Annotated in this window: 15 protein-coding genes; 11 read left to right on the top strand and 4 right to left on the bottom strand. The window is 63.2% G+C overall.

What is annotated here, in order from left to right; genetic code table 11:
• Position 1: 1 nt before the first annotated feature.
• A complete protein-coding gene (locus AACZ17_RS02225) occupies positions 2 to 979 on the bottom strand; it encodes a KpsF/GutQ family sugar-phosphate isomerase (RefSeq protein WP_290744726.1) in 978 nt (325 codons plus the stop codon).
• A gap of 14 nt (positions 980 to 993) precedes the next feature.
• Positions 994 to 1,971 (bottom strand): calcium/sodium antiporter, encoded by a 978-nt coding sequence (locus tag AACZ17_RS02220; RefSeq protein ID WP_290744724.1) that lies wholly within the window; start codon positions 1,969 to 1,971, stop codon positions 994 to 996.
• Between the two features lie 156 nt (positions 1,972 to 2,127).
• Between AACZ17_RS02220 and AACZ17_RS02215 the strand changes: the two genes are divergently transcribed.
• The 5 genes from AACZ17_RS02215 (at position 2,128) to hisD (ending at position 6,356) form a co-directional block, all read left to right on the top strand.
• The gene (locus tag AACZ17_RS02215) at positions 2,128 to 2,790 is read left to right on the top strand and encodes an ABC transporter substrate-binding protein (RefSeq protein WP_290744722.1); all 663 of its coding nucleotides are present in this window, start codon (positions 2,128 to 2,130) and stop codon (positions 2,788 to 2,790) included.
• Positions 2,791 to 2,887: 97 nt separating this feature from the next.
• On the top strand, positions 2,888 to 3,130 hold the full coding sequence (locus AACZ17_RS02210; protein WP_290744720.1) for a BolA/IbaG family iron-sulfur metabolism protein: 243 nt from the start codon (positions 2,888 to 2,890) through the stop codon (positions 3,128 to 3,130).
• 22 nt (positions 3,131 to 3,152) lie between these two features.
• Entirely contained in the window at positions 3,153 to 4,415 is a 1,263-nt protein-coding gene (gene murA / locus AACZ17_RS02205) for a UDP-N-acetylglucosamine 1-carboxyvinyltransferase (RefSeq protein ID WP_290744718.1), read from the top strand.
• Between the two features lie 8 nt (positions 4,416 to 4,423).
• Complete coding sequence (hisG, locus tag AACZ17_RS02200; protein WP_290744716.1) at positions 4,424 to 5,059, top strand: ATP phosphoribosyltransferase; 636 nt, start codon at positions 4,424 to 4,426, stop codon at positions 5,057 to 5,059.
• 1 nt (position 5,060) lies between these two features.
• On the top strand, positions 5,061 to 6,356 hold the full coding sequence (gene hisD, locus AACZ17_RS02195) for a histidinol dehydrogenase (RefSeq protein WP_290744714.1): 1,296 nt from the start codon (positions 5,061 to 5,063) through the stop codon (positions 6,354 to 6,356).
• A 10-nt stretch (positions 6,357 to 6,366) separates the two neighbouring features.
• Here hisD and AACZ17_RS02190 read toward each other — a convergent pair whose 3' ends face one another.
• A complete protein-coding gene (locus AACZ17_RS02190) occupies positions 6,367 to 7,479 on the bottom strand; it encodes a trypsin-like peptidase domain-containing protein (RefSeq protein WP_290744712.1) in 1,113 nt (370 codons plus the stop codon).
• A gap of 93 nt (positions 7,480 to 7,572) precedes the next feature.
• Here AACZ17_RS02190 and AACZ17_RS02185 point away from each other — a divergent pair, with 93 nt between their 5' ends.
• Positions 7,573 to 8,334, top strand: a complete 762-nt coding sequence (locus AACZ17_RS02185; protein ID WP_290744710.1) for a Nif3-like dinuclear metal center hexameric protein — start codon at positions 7,573 to 7,575, stop codon at positions 8,332 to 8,334.
• A gap of 10 nt (positions 8,335 to 8,344) precedes the next feature.
• Here the strand turns inward: AACZ17_RS02185 and AACZ17_RS02180 are convergent, their stop codons facing one another.
• Positions 8,345 to 8,803, bottom strand: a complete 459-nt coding sequence (locus tag AACZ17_RS02180) for a DUF1043 family protein (protein ID WP_290744708.1) — start codon at positions 8,801 to 8,803, stop codon at positions 8,345 to 8,347.
• Between the two features lie 162 nt (positions 8,804 to 8,965).
• On the opposite strand from AACZ17_RS02180, the gene zapE reads away from it, so the two are divergent.
• The 5 genes from zapE (at position 8,966) to AACZ17_RS02155 (ending at position 13,878) form a co-directional block, all read left to right on the top strand.
• Positions 8,966 to 10,057 (top strand): cell division protein ZapE, encoded by a 1,092-nt coding sequence (gene zapE, locus AACZ17_RS02175; protein ID WP_339637655.1) that lies wholly within the window; start codon positions 8,966 to 8,968, stop codon positions 10,055 to 10,057.
• A gap of 113 nt (positions 10,058 to 10,170) precedes the next feature.
• Positions 10,171 to 10,599 carry a 50S ribosomal protein L13 gene (gene rplM / locus AACZ17_RS02170; RefSeq protein WP_339637621.1) on the top strand — a complete coding sequence of 143 codons (429 nt, stop codon included), beginning with the start codon at positions 10,171 to 10,173 and terminating at the stop codon, positions 10,597 to 10,599.
• 13 nt (positions 10,600 to 10,612) lie between these two features.
• On the top strand, positions 10,613 to 11,005 hold the full coding sequence (gene rpsI, locus AACZ17_RS02165) for a 30S ribosomal protein S9 (protein ID WP_339637619.1): 393 nt from the start codon (positions 10,613 to 10,615) through the stop codon (positions 11,003 to 11,005).
• 237 nt (positions 11,006 to 11,242) lie between these two features.
• Entirely contained in the window at positions 11,243 to 11,839 is a 597-nt protein-coding gene (gene petA, locus AACZ17_RS02160; RefSeq protein WP_290744702.1) for a ubiquinol-cytochrome c reductase iron-sulfur subunit, read from the top strand.
• The gene (locus tag AACZ17_RS02155) at positions 11,839 to 13,878 is read left to right on the top strand and encodes a ubiquinol-cytochrome c reductase (protein WP_339637618.1); all 2,040 of its coding nucleotides are present in this window, start codon (positions 11,839 to 11,841) and stop codon (positions 13,876 to 13,878) included. Before petA ends, AACZ17_RS02155 begins: the two co-directional genes overlap by 1 nt.
• Positions 13,879 to 13,882 lie beyond the last annotated feature (4 nt).

Genomic DNA, 13,882 nt, shown 5'->3' with positions numbered 1-13,882 from the left:
ATCAGGCGATACCCGCGTGTAGCAGGTTCATCAAGTGGACCACGCCCACGATACGCTCTCCGCGTTGCACAACGAGGGAGGTGATCTTGTTTTCTTCCATGATGCGCAGCGCCTCTGCTGCCAGCATGTTGGGCCCGATGGTTTTGGCGCCCCGGGTCATCAGCTCGCTGATCGGGGTGTTGCGCACGTCCACGTCCTCGTCCAGCGCGCGCCTCAGGTCGCCGTCGGTGAAGATCCCGACCAGTGCGTCCTCCGGCCCGGTGACCGTGGTCATTCCCAGCCCCTTGCGACTGATTTCCAGCAGCGCAGCAGACAGTGGCGTGGCGGGTGTGACCCGCGGGATCGCCGCACCGGTGTGCATGATGTCCTCAACCTTCAGCAGCAGCTTTTTACCCAGCGTGCCGCCCGGGTGCGAAAAGGCAAAATCCTCGGCGGTGAAACCGCGGGCCTCCAGTAGCGCGATGGCCAACGCGTCCCCCATGACCAGCGCGGTGGTTGTGCTGGAGGTCGGTGCAAGGTTGAGCGGGCAGGCCTCTGTCTCTACGCCCGTATCCAGGTGGGCGTCAGACGCTTCGGCGAGGGGAGAATCCGGATTGCCGGTCATGCTGATCAGCGGTATGCCGAGCCGCTTCAGTAGCGGCAGCAGCGTGACGACCTCCGGCGAGCGGCCGCTGTTGGAGAGCGCAATCACCGCATCGTCCGCGGTGATCATGCCGATATCCCCGTGGCTCGCTTCCGCTGGATGCACATAAAAGGCAGGTGTACCCGTGCTTGCCAGGGTGGCCGCAATCTTGCTGGCAATGTGCCCGGACTTTCCCATGCCGGTGACGATCACGCGCCCCTTGACGCCGAGCAACAGCGCGCAGGCGCCTGCGAAGCTGGCGTCAATGCGCGCTTCGAGTTCGGCGATGGCATCGCGCTCCATGCGGATCGTGCGTTGCGCGGAAGCGATGTGGGCAGCGGGGTCATGTGCGTGCATGGTGGGCGGCAGGCTCAGCGGGTCCGGTACAGCCAGTAATAGTACAGCCCGTACACCGCCAGTAACAGTAGGCCGAGGCTGCGTCCGATATAGGCATAGCCCTCCGTACCGGATTTATGCCGACTGCGGCTCAGATAGACTGCCGCCGCCAGGAGCAGGGTCATGCCGGCCATGGTGAGATAGTCCCGGTACAGCACCAGAGCATCGAGAATCTGCGTTTCGATCAGGCCCGGAATGGCCATCACCGCGAGCAGGTTGAACAGGTTGGAGCCGATCACGTTGCCCACGGCGATGTCCGCGTGGCCTCGCAGGGCGCTGGCCACCGTCGCCGCGAGTTCCGGCAGGCTGGTGCCGATGGCCACGATGGTCAGGCCGATGACCAGTTCCGAGACCCCCAGCTGTTCGGCGATACCCGTGGCGCCCCACACCAGGAGTCGTGAGCTGGCAACCAGCAGCAGCAAGCCGCCGCCGAACCTCAGCCAGGCAGTCCCCAGGGGGGTGGGTTCGCGGGTCAGTTCAGAGGCCTCCTGCAGTAGCTCGGGGTCGGTGGCTTCACCGCGCAGCATTGCGCTCATGATGATCGCCAGCGTTGCCAGCATGACGATGCCGTCGAGCGGGGACAGCTCGCCGTCCAGGAGCAACAGCGCTGCCCCCAGTGTGACCAGCAGCAAGGTGGGCAGTTCGCGCCGCATGCAGCCGGGGTGCACCTTCAGCGGCGCGATCAGCAGCGTCACACCGAGCACGAGGCCGGTATTGGCGATGTTGGAACCCAGGGCGTTGCCGATGGCAAGTGCCCCCGCACCCGTCACCGCGGCGGTCAGCGAGACGAGGATCTCCGGGGCAGAGGTGCCAATCGACACAATGGTCAAGCCGATGACAATCGGCGACATGCCGAGGTTTGCTGCCAGCGCCGCTGCTCCCGCGATGAATACATCGGCGCTCCAGATCAGGATCAGGAAGCCGATGACGATGGCAGCTGTTGCTAACAGCATAAGAGCACAATTCCTGTTAAAGTAGTGGGCCCCCACAGCCACGGAACTGTTGCCGGCGCGGCGGTGTCGAACGCCGTGGCAGCTCTCGGCACAGGGGTTGTGGGAGCGCAGTATACAGAGCGCCGACCGGCATGTAATGACATTCAAGGATAAGGTATGACCCAATTGCTGCAATGGGCTGCAACCCTGCTTACGGTTGTGGCACTTCAGGTACAGGCCAACGAGCCGGCTGCGCCGCTCGGTGCGCACGAGGTGGTCCGGCAGGCGACCGACCAGGTGATGTCTGCGGTCAGCGAGGCCGAGGGCTATATGGACACGGAGCCCGAGCGGTTCTACAACACCCTGCAGGCCATACTGGACGATGTGGTGGACTTCCGCGGCTTTGCCCGCGGTGTGATGGGTCCCTATGCCAGTGTGGAGCGTTACCGCTCCCTGGACGGCGCCGGTCGCGATCAGCTGCGGGACCAGCTCGAGCGCTTCACGGAGGTCATGCGCGAGGGCTTGGTGCGGACCTACGGCAAGGGTTTGCTGGCCTTTGGTGGCTCCAGAATCGAAGTGCCCGACCTCAGTGCAGACGAGTCCGCGGGGCCGCGTGCCGCGGTTCGGCAGCTGATCTACAACAGCGGTGCCGAGCCCTACGTGCTGGTGTACCACATGGGGCGCGATCGCGATGGCCAGTGGAAACTGCGCAACCTGGTGATCGAGAACGTCAACCTCGGCGAGATTTACCGCAGCCAGTTCGAGGCCTCGGCGCGCAAGCACGACGGTGATCTGGATACTGTGATCGCTCAGTGGTCAGCGGTGGATATCCAGAGCTGACGGTGTCGGTTTCGCCTGTTGCAACACTCGCCACTGAGCGCCGATTCGCCTAGAATGCTGCGCCTTGCGCCACTGCGGCTAGTTTTGGGGAAAGAACATGATGGATGCGGCAACCGTAACGGCCCTGCTTGAGGCCCATTTACAGGACTGCGAGGTCCGGGTTGAGGGCGAAGGCAACCGGTACGACATCACAGCCATCGGCGAGGTCTTTGCGGGCAAGCGCCCGGTGCAGCGGCAGCAGCTGGTGTACGCCGCGCTTGCCGAACAGATTGCCAACGGCAGTATTCACGCGGTGAACATACGCACGTTTACCCCTGAGCAATGGGGCGCGGGCGGCTGAGCCCGTTCGTCAGGAGTATCTAGTGGATAAATTGGCCATTCGCGGCGGGCATCGCCTGCACGGCGAGCTGCGCATTTCCGGTGCCAAGAATGCGGCGCTGCCGATCCTGGCGGCCACCTTGCTGACCGACGAGCGTGTGATTATCAGCAACCTGCCGCACCTGCATGACATCACCACCATGATCGAGCTGCTGGGTTGCATGGGCGTGAAGCTGACCCTGGACGAAAAGCTGGGCATTGAGGTGGACGCCAGCGATGTCACCGAGTTCTCTGCGCCCTATGAACTGGTCAAGACGATGCGCGCCTCGATTCTTGTGCTGGGCCCCATGGTCGCCCGTTTCGGGCGTGCCCATGTGTCCTTCCCGGGAGGCTGTGCCATTGGCAGCCGCCCGGTCGATCTGCACCTGAAAGGCCTGGAGGCAATGGGGGCACAGATCACCGTCGACGGCGGCTACATCAACGCGGAGGTGGACGGCCGGTTGCGCGGTGCCCGTATTGTCATGGAGACGGTGACCGTCGGCGGCACCGAAAACATCATGATGGCGGCTACATTGGCGGATGGGCGCACGGTGATTGAGAACGCGGCCCGCGAGCCAGAAGTGGTGGATCTGGCGGAATGCCTGATTGCCATGGGGGCGCAGATCAGCGGCCACGGATCAGACACGATAACGATTGACGGGGTGGAGCGGCTGCACGGTTGCGAGTATCGGGTGATGCCCGACCGCATCGAAACCGGGACCTACCTCGTGGCAGCCGCTGCGACCGGCGGCAGCATTATGCTGCGTCAGACCTGTCCGCATGCCCTGGAAGTGGTGCTCGCCAAACTGGCAGCGGCCGGCGCCCGGGTGGAGCAGGGTGAGGACTGGATTTCACTGGACATGGAAGGTCGCCGGCCGCGCGCCGTAAGCGTGAAGACGGCACCCTATCCCGGCTTCCCCACGGATATGCAGGCCCAGTTCACCGCCATGAACGCCATTGCCGAAGGCACGGCCACGGTCACCGAGACGGTGTTTGAAAACCGGCTCATCCAGACCCACGAAATGAACCGCATGGGCGCGCACATCGTGATTGAGGGCAATACCGCCATCATCACCGGGCAGCCGGGTCTGCAGGGTGCGCCGGTGATGGCCAGCGACCTGCGTGCATCGGCAAGCCTGGTCATCGCGGCCCTGGTGGCCGAGGGAGAGACCATCATCGATCGCATCTACCACATCGACCGCGGCTACGAGTGCATCGAAGAGAAACTGCAGGCATTGGGGGCGGATATCCGTCGCCTGTCCAGCTGAGGCCCGCTATGGCACAACCTTTGACCATGGCCTTGACGAAAGGCCGCATACTGCAGGAAACCCTGCCTTTGCTGGCCCGGGCCGGCATCGAGCCGCTGGAGGATATTCACAGCAGCCGGAAGCTGATCTTCGCCACCACCCGCGAGGACATTCAGCTGGTGGTGATTCGCGGTACCGATGTGCCCACCTATGTGCGCCATGGCGCTGCCGACCTCGGGGTGGTGGGTAAGGACATCCTGCTGGAACACGGCGCTGAAGGCCTCTATGAACCGCTGGACCTGGGCATTGCCCGCTGCCGCCTGATGACGGCGGGGCCCGTTGGCTGGTCGGCCTCCGGTGCACGCGTTCGGGTCGCCACCAAGTTCGTCAATATTGCCCGGCGACACTTCGCCGCGCAGGGCGTCCATGCGGATGTCATCAAACTGTATGGCGCCATGGAACTGGCGCCGATGATGGACCTGGCAGATCTGATTGTCGACATCGTAGACACCGGTAACACACTGCGTGCGAATGGCATGGAACCGCTGGACGAAATCGCCCGGATCAGTTCCCGCCTCATCGTCAACAAGGCTGCCATGCGGGCGCGTTATGGTGTGGTCCACGACCTTGTCGAGCGCCTCGCGGCGGCGGCGGAGGTCGCCTGAAATGCGGCGTCTCGACACCCGCAGCGCAGACTTCGACCAGCAACTGGATGCCCTGACGGCCTGGGAAGAGGGGTTGGACGCCGCTGTGGAAGCCGCCGTAGCGGAGATTATCGCGGCGGTGCGCCAGCGCGGTGACGACGCACTGCTGGAGTATACCGCGCGCTTTGATCGGCGGGTTGTTGCCACGGCGGCGCAGTTGGAGGTTCCAGCGGAGCGCCTGCAGCAGGCCTTGAACACGATCCCCCAGCCCCAGCGGCTGGCTCTGGAGCAGGCAGCGGCGCGGGTGCGCAGCTACCACGAGCACCAGCGGCAGGCCAGTTGGCAGTATCGGGACGAGGAGGGCAACCTGCTCGGCCAGCAGATTACGGCGCTGGAGCGGGTGGGTATCTACGTGCCGGGTGGCAAGGCGAGCTATCCCTCATCGGTGCTGATGAACGCCCTGCCCGCACGCGTGGCCGGGGTGGACGAAATTGTGATGGTCGTTCCCGCGCCGGAGGGTGAGTTGAACGATCTGGTGCTCGCTGCCGCTGCCATCGCCGGCGTGGACCGCGTCTTCACGCTGGGTGGCGCCCAGGCGGTTGCCGCGCTGGCCTACGGTACGGCGACGGTGCCGGCGGTGGACAAGATTGTCGGCCCGGGCAACATTTACGTGGCGACCGCGAAGCGCCAGGTGTTTGGCCGGGTCGGTATCGACATGATCGCCGGTCCATCGGAAATACTCATCGTCTGCGATGGCACCACCGATCCGGATTGGGTGGCGATGGATTTGTTTTCGCAGGCGGAACATGATGAAAACGCCCAGTCGCTGCTGCTCTGCCCGGATGCGGAGTATATCGCGCGGGTGGCAGAGAGCATCGAACGCCTGTTACCTGCCATGGAGCGGTCCGAGATCATTCGCGCATCACTCACCGGGCGCGGTGCTCTCATACTCACCCGTGACCTTGCAGAGGCCGTCGCGCTCTGCAATCGCCTCGCGCCGGAACACCTCGAGCTGTCCGTCGCCGACCCCGAAGCGCTGCTGCCCCAGATCCGGCATGCAGGTGCCATTTTCATGGGTGCCTACACCTCCGAAAGCCTCGGGGATTACTGTGCCGGGCCCAACCATGTGCTGCCCACATCACGCACAGCGCGCTTTTTCTCTCCGCTGGGCGTCTACGATTTCCAGAAGCGCAGTTCGTTGATCATGTGCAGTGAGGCCGGTGTGCAGACGCTGGGTCGCGTCGCATCCACGCTGGCCCGCGGCGAGCAGTTGACTGCCCACGCCCGCAGTGCGGAGTTGCGCCTGCGCGACGACTGACGATCAGTCGCTAGATGGTTGGTGAATGGCGCAGCGTACCGACGATGGCGCGCAGGTCGATGGATTGCTGGTTGCGCTGTACCGTGATATCGATGTTGTCGCCCGGGCGCAGTTGCGCGATGCGGTGCATGGTAATGCGCCCGTCCTGAACGGGCTCGCCATCAATGTGGGTGATGATATCGCGTACCTGGATGCCCGCCCGCTGTGCCGGGCTGTCCTCTGCCATCGCCGTCACTTCAAGCAACTGCATGCCTGGCCGGCGTTCATCCAGCCCGCGAACGGGTGCCACGCTCACGCCCAGCCAGCCGCGGATGACCTCGCCGTAGCGGATCAGATCCTCCATCACAAACAGGGCCATGTTCACCGGCGTGGCCAGGCTGATGCCGATGCCGGTCGCGCTGCCCCGGGTCTGGTCGGCGCCGGTGTAGATCAGCGTGTTGATGCCCAGCAGTTCCCCGCGGGCATTGACCAGCGCGCCGCCGGAATTGCCGAGATGAATGATGGCATCGGTCTGGATGTAATCCTCATAGGCCGAGAGCTGCAGTCCGTAGCGGCCCAGCGCTGACACAATGCCCTGGGTGACCGAGTGGCCGAAGCCCAGCGGGTTGCCAATGGCCAGCACCACATCGCCCACGCGCGCGGTGTCGGAGTTGCCGAGAGCAATGGGTTGCAGGTCCTCAAGGTTGATTTTGAGCACGGCGAGATCTGTGGCGGGGTCCGTACCGATGACCACGGCATTCGCCGAGCGCCCATCGTGCAGTAGCACCTGGATAGCATCGGCCTCGTGGATGACATGGTTGTTGGTAAGCACATGCCCCTCCGCGGTCATGATGACGCCTGAACCCAGCGAGCGTTCGATCCGTTGGCGCTGCGCAGGCACCCGGTTTGACGGCCGGTTAAGCAGGTCGCCGGGGCGCGTTGCGCTGCGGGAGGGGATGAGCTTTGCCGTGTAGATGTTGACGACCGCGGGTGTGGCGCTGCGCACGGCGGCGGCGTAGCTCATGGCGGTGTCACCGCGATTCACCGCGTCGCTGCGCGGCAGCACCCAGCGGTCCAGTATCAGCAGGGCCGCCAGCAGGCCGGCAATCGCGGGCCAGACAAAATAGCGCAGGCTGTTGGGCATAGGGTGGCGGCCGTGTGTCGAATCGCAGCGTCATTGTATATGATGGTCGAAACATCCACAGCCACGAAACCGCAGAAATCCCGGAATACCGCCATGCCTGTACCGCTGCAAGACCTGGTGCGCCACATTGACCAGCTACTGGATGTTGCGCGCTTTCGCGATTACTGCCCCAACGGCCTGCAGGTGGAGGGGCGCGCCCGGGTGCACCGTCTGGTGAGCGGCGTCACCGCATGTCAGGCCCTGCTGGAGGCAGCGGTCGAGCAGCGTGCGGACGCGATCCTGGTGCACCATGGATACTTCTGGCGCGGCGAGGCAGAGCCTGTGGTGGGCATGAAGCGCCGGCGGCTGGCTACGCTGCTGGAACACGATATCAGCCTGCTGGCCTACCATCTGCCGCTCGATGCCCACCCCGAGCTGGGCAATAATGCGCGGCTGGGTGCACTGCTGGGTATGATCGACGTGCAGCGCCTGGACCCTGGCGACGCGACTGCCGTGGGCAACATCGGCCACCTGTCCGCGCCGCGGAAGGTGGTGGATGTGCTTGGTGACATCGCGCAGCTCACCGGGCGCACACCTCTGCACGTGGGGAATCCCGAACAGTCAGTCCGGCGGATTGCCTGGTGTACAGGTGCTGCCCAATCGTATATCGGGCAAGCGGTGACGGCGGGTGCGGACCTGTACCTGACCGGTGAGGCCTCCGAGCCGACGGTACACATCGCGCGGGAGGAGGGTATTCACTTTGTGGCGGCGGGACACCACGCCACTGAGCGCTATGGCGTGCAGGCGCTCGGGGAGCACCTTGCCGCCGAATTCGGTCTGGAGCACCGGTTTATCGATATCGATAATCCGGTGTAGGCAGGGCGCTTCAGCGATCCTGCGCGGGTTTGGGCTGGCGCTCGATGCCGAATTCCTCGTTGAGCATGCCCTTTTCACCGGGAGAGGTCTTCGGCGCGTAGTCCAGGGGCGGCTGGATTTGTGCCAGGTGTGCAGGAATCTCGGCGTCGTCCTCGGCACCCCCCTGTAACCGCTCCAGGGATACCGGCCCCTTGTCCTGACACAGGGTTTCCGCGCCGGCGGCGAGGTGATTGTGGACATTGCGGTAGCTGTCGGTCAGGGTGTTCAGCAGCCTCGCGGTCTGCGTGAAATGCTCGACCACCTCGTTTTCGTAGGCCCGCTTATCCTGGGTCATCTGGTCCAGCTTGCGCTCCGTGTCGCGCAGCCGCTGGCCGTCTGCAGACAGGCGGCGGCCGAGCAGCAGGCCGATGGCACCGCCCACGAGCAGAGTGATGGCGCCGGTGACTATCAGAATCGTCAAACTGTACACAGGGTTTCCTCTTTGCGGCGGGTAGGGCAGCAGCGAGTATACCGCAATCTGCGGGGGACTCTAGCGCGGGTCTGGCGAAAGCGTTGCCAAGGCCTCGCTGCATGGATAGAGTGTGCCGCCAGTTTTCCCATCAACACGAGGCCGGACAGCGGCGTGAATGCAGTGCGACAGACGCCCTGGGAGCGCTACCAGGCGGATTTGCAGCAGCCGGGGTTTTCCCGTGATCCTGCGCAGGAGACGGCTGTGCGTCTGTTGCAGGATGTCTTTGAGCGCCTGGTGCAACAGGAGCAGCGCCGCTCAGCGTGGTGGCAGTGGTGGCGGCGCCGCCCCGCGGCACCGGAGCGGGGTCTGTACCTGTGGGGCGGCGTGGGTCGCGGCAAGACTTATCTGATGGACACGTTCTTCGATTGCCTGCCTTTCGAGCGCAAGCTGCGCGTGCATTTCCACCGCTTCATGCAGCGCGTGCACGCGGAGCTCAAGCAGCTGGCGGGGGAGAAGAACCCACTGCAGCAGGTGGCGGATCGACTCGCTGCCGACGCCCGTGTGGTGTGTTTCGATGAGTTTTTCGTCACCGATATCGCGGACGCCATGATCCTGGGCGGCCTGATGGAGGCGCTCTTCGCGCGCGGCGTGACACTGGTGGCCACCTCCAACATCGAGCCGTCCCGGCTCTACCTGAACGGTCTCCAGCGGCAGCGGTTCCTTCCCGCCATCGCGCTGATAGAGAAGCACACACAGGTGGTGAACGTGGATGCCGGCGTGGATTATCGACTGCGCACGCTGGAGAGGGCCGAGCTGTACCACTACCCGCTGGATGCGGAAGCGGACGTCAGCCTGCGCCAGAGTTTCGAGCGTCTGGCGCCGCATGCCGCGACCGACGGCGCCAGCCTGCAGATCAATGGCCGCGCCATTCGCACCCGCAGCGTGGCCGATGATGTGGTCTGGTTTGACTTCGCCGAGCTCTGTGAAGGGCCGCGCTCACAGAACGACTACATCGAACTCGCCCGCGAGTTCCATGCAGTGGTGCTGTCTGGCGTGCCGGCGCTGGGTGTCGGCAATGATGACGCCGCGCGCCGCTTCATCAACCTGGTCGACGAGTTCTACGATCGCAATGTAAAGCTGGTGATGGCTGCTGACAGGCAGCTGCTGGACCTGTATGATGGCCACCGCTTGCGGTTCGAGTTCCAGCGAACCGTGTCCCGTTTGCAGGAAATGCAGTCTCACGACTATCTCGCCAGGGAGCACCGACCCTGAGCGCGAGTGACTCTGCCCGGCGACAGATTATTTTCAGCGGTGCTTGAAAAGCCGGGTGCGAAGCAGTAGTATTCGCGCTCTCGAAATTGGAGCCCTCCAAGAGGCGTTTATTCATGAAAACTTTCAGTGCCAAAGCCGAAGACGTGCGCCACGACTGGTTTGTCGTCGATGCGTCAGGCAAGACCCTCGGGCGTCTGGCCAGCGAAATCGCTCACCGTTTGCGCGGCAAGCACAAGGCTGAGTACACACCGCACGTCGATACCGGCGATTACATCGTGGTGATCAATGCGGAAAAGATCCACGTGACCGGTGCCAAGGCCAAAGACAAGATGTACCACCATCACACGGGGTTCATCGGCGGCATCAAGTCTATCTCGTTTGAGAAGCTGATCGACAAGGCGCCTGAGCGTGTGCTGCAGACCGCGGTGAAGGGCATGCTGCCCCGCAACCCGCTGGGTCGCGCCATGTTCAAAAAGCTGAAGGTATACGCGGGCGCAGAGCATCCGCACACCGCCCAGCAGCCGCAAGCATTGAACATCTAACGGATATCCTTTTATGTCAGCAACCCAGTATTACGGAACCGGCCGCCGCAAAACCTCCACGGCCCGTGTGTTCATCCAGACCGGTGGCGGTAACATCACGGTCAACAAGCGCCCCCTCGACCAGTACTTCGGTCGCGAAGTGGCGCGTATGATCGTGCGCCAGCCTCTCGAGCTGGTGGAACTGGCCGACAAGTTCGACGTCAATGTCACCGTTGAAGGCGGCGGTAGCTTCGGTCAGGCCGGCGCCATTCGTCACGGTATCACCCGTGCCCTGATGGACTACGACGAAGCCCTGCGTGGCACCCTGCGCCGCGCTGGCTATGTTACCCGTGACGCGCGTGAAGTCGAACGGAAGAAAGTGGGTTTGCGCAAGGCGCGCAAGCGTCCGCAGTACTCCAAGCGCTGAGTGTGCGGTTGGCCGATCGGGCCGGCTGCCTCGTATCGAAAACGTCCGGTTTGGTATTCAGGCCGGGCGTTTTTTTGTGCTGGAAAAACAGGGGGTTACTGGCAAACCCTTGGCGCTTTAGGGGCCTTTATGTTGCCAGCAAGGAACAAAATCATTACTATTTGCGGCATTTTTTGCGATGTCGTCACCCGAGCCTGTCAACGTCAGTGGCCAGGCCGGTAATCAGGAGTGAAAAGCATGAGTAGCGATGGCGTGAACACCGGCAGGAGACGTTTCCTGACCGCCGCGACGAGTGTGGTTGGCGTTGCCGGCGCAGTAGGTATCGCGGTGCCGTTTGTCGGGTCGTGGAACCCATCGGCCAAGGCGAAAGCCGCAGGTGCCCCGGTAAAGGCGGACATCAGCAAGCTGGAGCCCGGTCAGATGATCGTGGTCGAGTGGCGCGGCAAGCCGGTCTATGTGGTTCACCGCACCGCCGCCATGCTGGCGGACCTGGACAAGGTGACCGGTGACCTGAAAGACCCCGACTCTGCGATCTCGACGCAGCCGGCGTACATCGATGGCCCGGCGCGTGCGCTGCGCCCCGAGATTTTCGTTGCCGAGGGCCTCTGTACGCACCTCGGCTGCGCACCAAAGTACCGGCCTGAGGTCGGCGCCGCCGACCTGGGCGGCGATGAGTGGCTGGGTGGCTTCTTCTGCCCCTGTCACGGTTCCAAGTTCGATTTGTCCGGGCGCGTCTACGCCGGCGTCCCGGCGTCCACCAACCTGGTGGTGCCGCCGTACTCCTATGAGACCGAGTCGGTTCTGGTAATTGGCGTGGACGCGGAGGCAGCCTGATGATCAATATGCTTGTAGGACTGCGTGATTGGGTGGATGAACGCCTGCCGATCATGCGCGCCTGGAACACCCACATGGGTCAGTACTACGCGCCGAAGAACTTTAATCTCTGGTATTACTTTGGTGTGCTGTCACTGCTGGTTCTGGTTAACCAGCTGCTGACCGGTATCTGGCTCACCATGAACTATACCCCCAGCGCCGAACAGGCTTTTGCCTCGGTCGAGTACATCATGCGCGATGTCGATTACGGCTGGATCCTGCGCTACATGCACTCCACCGGTGCCTCGGCGTTCTTTGTGGTGGTCTACCTGCACATGTTCCGGGCACTGATTTACGGCTCGTACAAGAAGCCGCGCGAGCTGATCTGGATCTTCGGCATGCTGATTTTTGTCGTGCTGATGGCCGAAGCCTTTGTGGGCTATGTACTGCCCTGGGGCCAGATGTCCTACTGGGGTGCCCAGGTGATTATCTCCCTGTTCGGGGCCATTCCGGTGGTCGGTGAAGACCTGGTCACCTGGATTCGCGGCGACTACCTGATTTCGGGCGTCACCCTGAACCGCTTCTTTGCCCTGCACGTTGTTGCCCTGCCGATCGTGCTGCTGGCGCTGGTTGTGCTGCACCTGCTGGCGCTGCACGAAGTGGGTTCCAACAACCCGGATGGCGTTGACATCAAGAAGCACAAGGGTCCGGACGGCGTGCCCCTGGACGGCGTTGCCTTCCACCCGTACTACACGGTCCACGACCTGCAGGCGATTGGTGTGTTCCTGTTCATTTTCTGTGCCGTGATGTTCTTCATGCCGGAGATGGGCGGGTTCTTCCTCGAATACGCCAACTTTGAGGAGGCGAATGCCCTGAAGACACCGGACCATATCGCGCCGGTCTGGTACTTCACGCCGTTCTACTCTGTGCTGCGCGCGGTGCCGGACAAGTTCTGGGGCTTCGTTGCCTTTGCGGCCTCCGTGGCGATACCGTTCCTGCTGCCCTGGTTGGACCGCAGCCCGGTCAAGTCCTGGCGCTACCGCGGCAACCTCAACAAGGTCATGCTGGTGCTGTTCGTGGCGAGCTTCCTGATCCTCGGTGTCCTGGGTGTCAAGGCCCCGACGCCGGAGCGCACGCTGCTGGCCCAGATCTGCTCCGTGTTCTACTTCGCGTTCTTCCTGCTGATGCCGATCTGGTCCTCGCTGGACAAGACCAAGCCGGTTCCGGAGCGCGTGACGATGGATGGCGGTATCGGGTTCTGGGGCAGCATTGCCGGCCTGGCCCTGATTCTCGCACTCACAATACTGCCTCTGAAGGCCGTGGGCGCCGGGGGGGAGTACAACTGCGGCTCCATGCCCTGTGACGAGATCAGTGTCAATCCGCACGACAAGCCCTCCCTGCAGAACGGCGCCAAGCTGTACATGAACTACTGCATGGCCTGTCACTCGCTGAAGTATGCGCGTTACCAGCGTACCGCGGAGGATCTGGGCATTCCGGAGGACCTGTTCACCGAGAATCTGATCTTCGATCCCGATGTGCGCATCGGCTCGCTCATGGACAACGCCATGGACGACCGACTGGCCAAGACCTGGTTCGGTGCCACGCCGCCGGATCTGACCCTGGTCTCCCGGGCGCGTCAGCCCGAGTGGCTGTACACCTACCTGCGCACGTTCTACCTCGACGAAAGCCGTCCCTACGGTGTGAACAACAAGGTGTTCAAGGATGTGGGCATGCCCCATGTCATGCTGGAACTGCAGGGTCTGCAGGCCTGTGCGATGGGCCCTGGCAAGGCAAACAACGGCGGTGTGCGCCGCGATCCACTGACCGGTGAGCCGCTGCTGGAGGAGCCCTGCGGCCAGTTCACCCTGGTGCAGGAAGGTGCCATGTCACCTGAAGAGTTCGACGGTGCCATGTACGACCTGGTGAATTTCCTTGCCTACACGGCCGAGCCCAGCGCAGCGGACCGGCAGCGTATCGGTGTCTACGTGCTGCTGTTCATTGCGTTGTTCTTCATATTTGCCTGGCTCTTGAACCGCGAGTACTGGAAAGACGTTCACTGATATG

Origin of the sequence: uncultured Haliea sp. (assembly GCF_963973825.1) — a bacterium.
In the GTDB taxonomy this organism is placed as follows: domain Bacteria; phylum Pseudomonadota; class Gammaproteobacteria; order Pseudomonadales; family Halieaceae; genus Haliea.
This window is presented reverse-complemented; position numbering and strand designations above follow the sequence as displayed.

Coding starts and splice junctions, on each gene's coding strand:
- hisG (WP_290744716.1), top strand. CDS start 4,424: ATGGCACAACCTTTGACCATGGCCTTGACGAAAGGCCGCATACTGCAG.
- AACZ17_RS02215 (WP_290744722.1), top strand. CDS start 2,128: ATGACCCAATTGCTGCAATGGGCTGCAACCCTGCTTACGGTTGTGGCA.
- AACZ17_RS02155 (WP_339637618.1), top strand. CDS start 11,839: ATGATCAATATGCTTGTAGGACTGCGTGATTGGGTGGATGAACGCCTG.
- petA (WP_290744702.1), top strand. CDS start 11,243: ATGAGTAGCGATGGCGTGAACACCGGCAGGAGACGTTTCCTGACCGCC.
- hisD (WP_290744714.1), top strand. CDS start 5,061: ATGCGGCGTCTCGACACCCGCAGCGCAGACTTCGACCAGCAACTGGAT.
- AACZ17_RS02225 (WP_290744726.1), bottom strand. CDS start 979: ATGCACGCACATGACCCCGCTGCCCACATCGCTTCCGCGCAACGCACG.
- rplM (WP_339637621.1), top strand. CDS start 10,171: ATGAAAACTTTCAGTGCCAAAGCCGAAGACGTGCGCCACGACTGGTTT.
- AACZ17_RS02220 (WP_290744724.1), bottom strand. CDS start 1,971: ATGCTGTTAGCAACAGCTGCCATCGTCATCGGCTTCCTGATCCTGATC.
- rpsI (WP_339637619.1), top strand. CDS start 10,613: ATGTCAGCAACCCAGTATTACGGAACCGGCCGCCGCAAAACCTCCACG.
- AACZ17_RS02190 (WP_290744712.1), bottom strand. CDS start 7,479: ATGCCCAACAGCCTGCGCTATTTTGTCTGGCCCGCGATTGCCGGCCTG.
- AACZ17_RS02210 (WP_290744720.1), top strand. CDS start 2,888: ATGATGGATGCGGCAACCGTAACGGCCCTGCTTGAGGCCCATTTACAG.
- AACZ17_RS02185 (WP_290744710.1), top strand. CDS start 7,573: ATGCCTGTACCGCTGCAAGACCTGGTGCGCCACATTGACCAGCTACTG.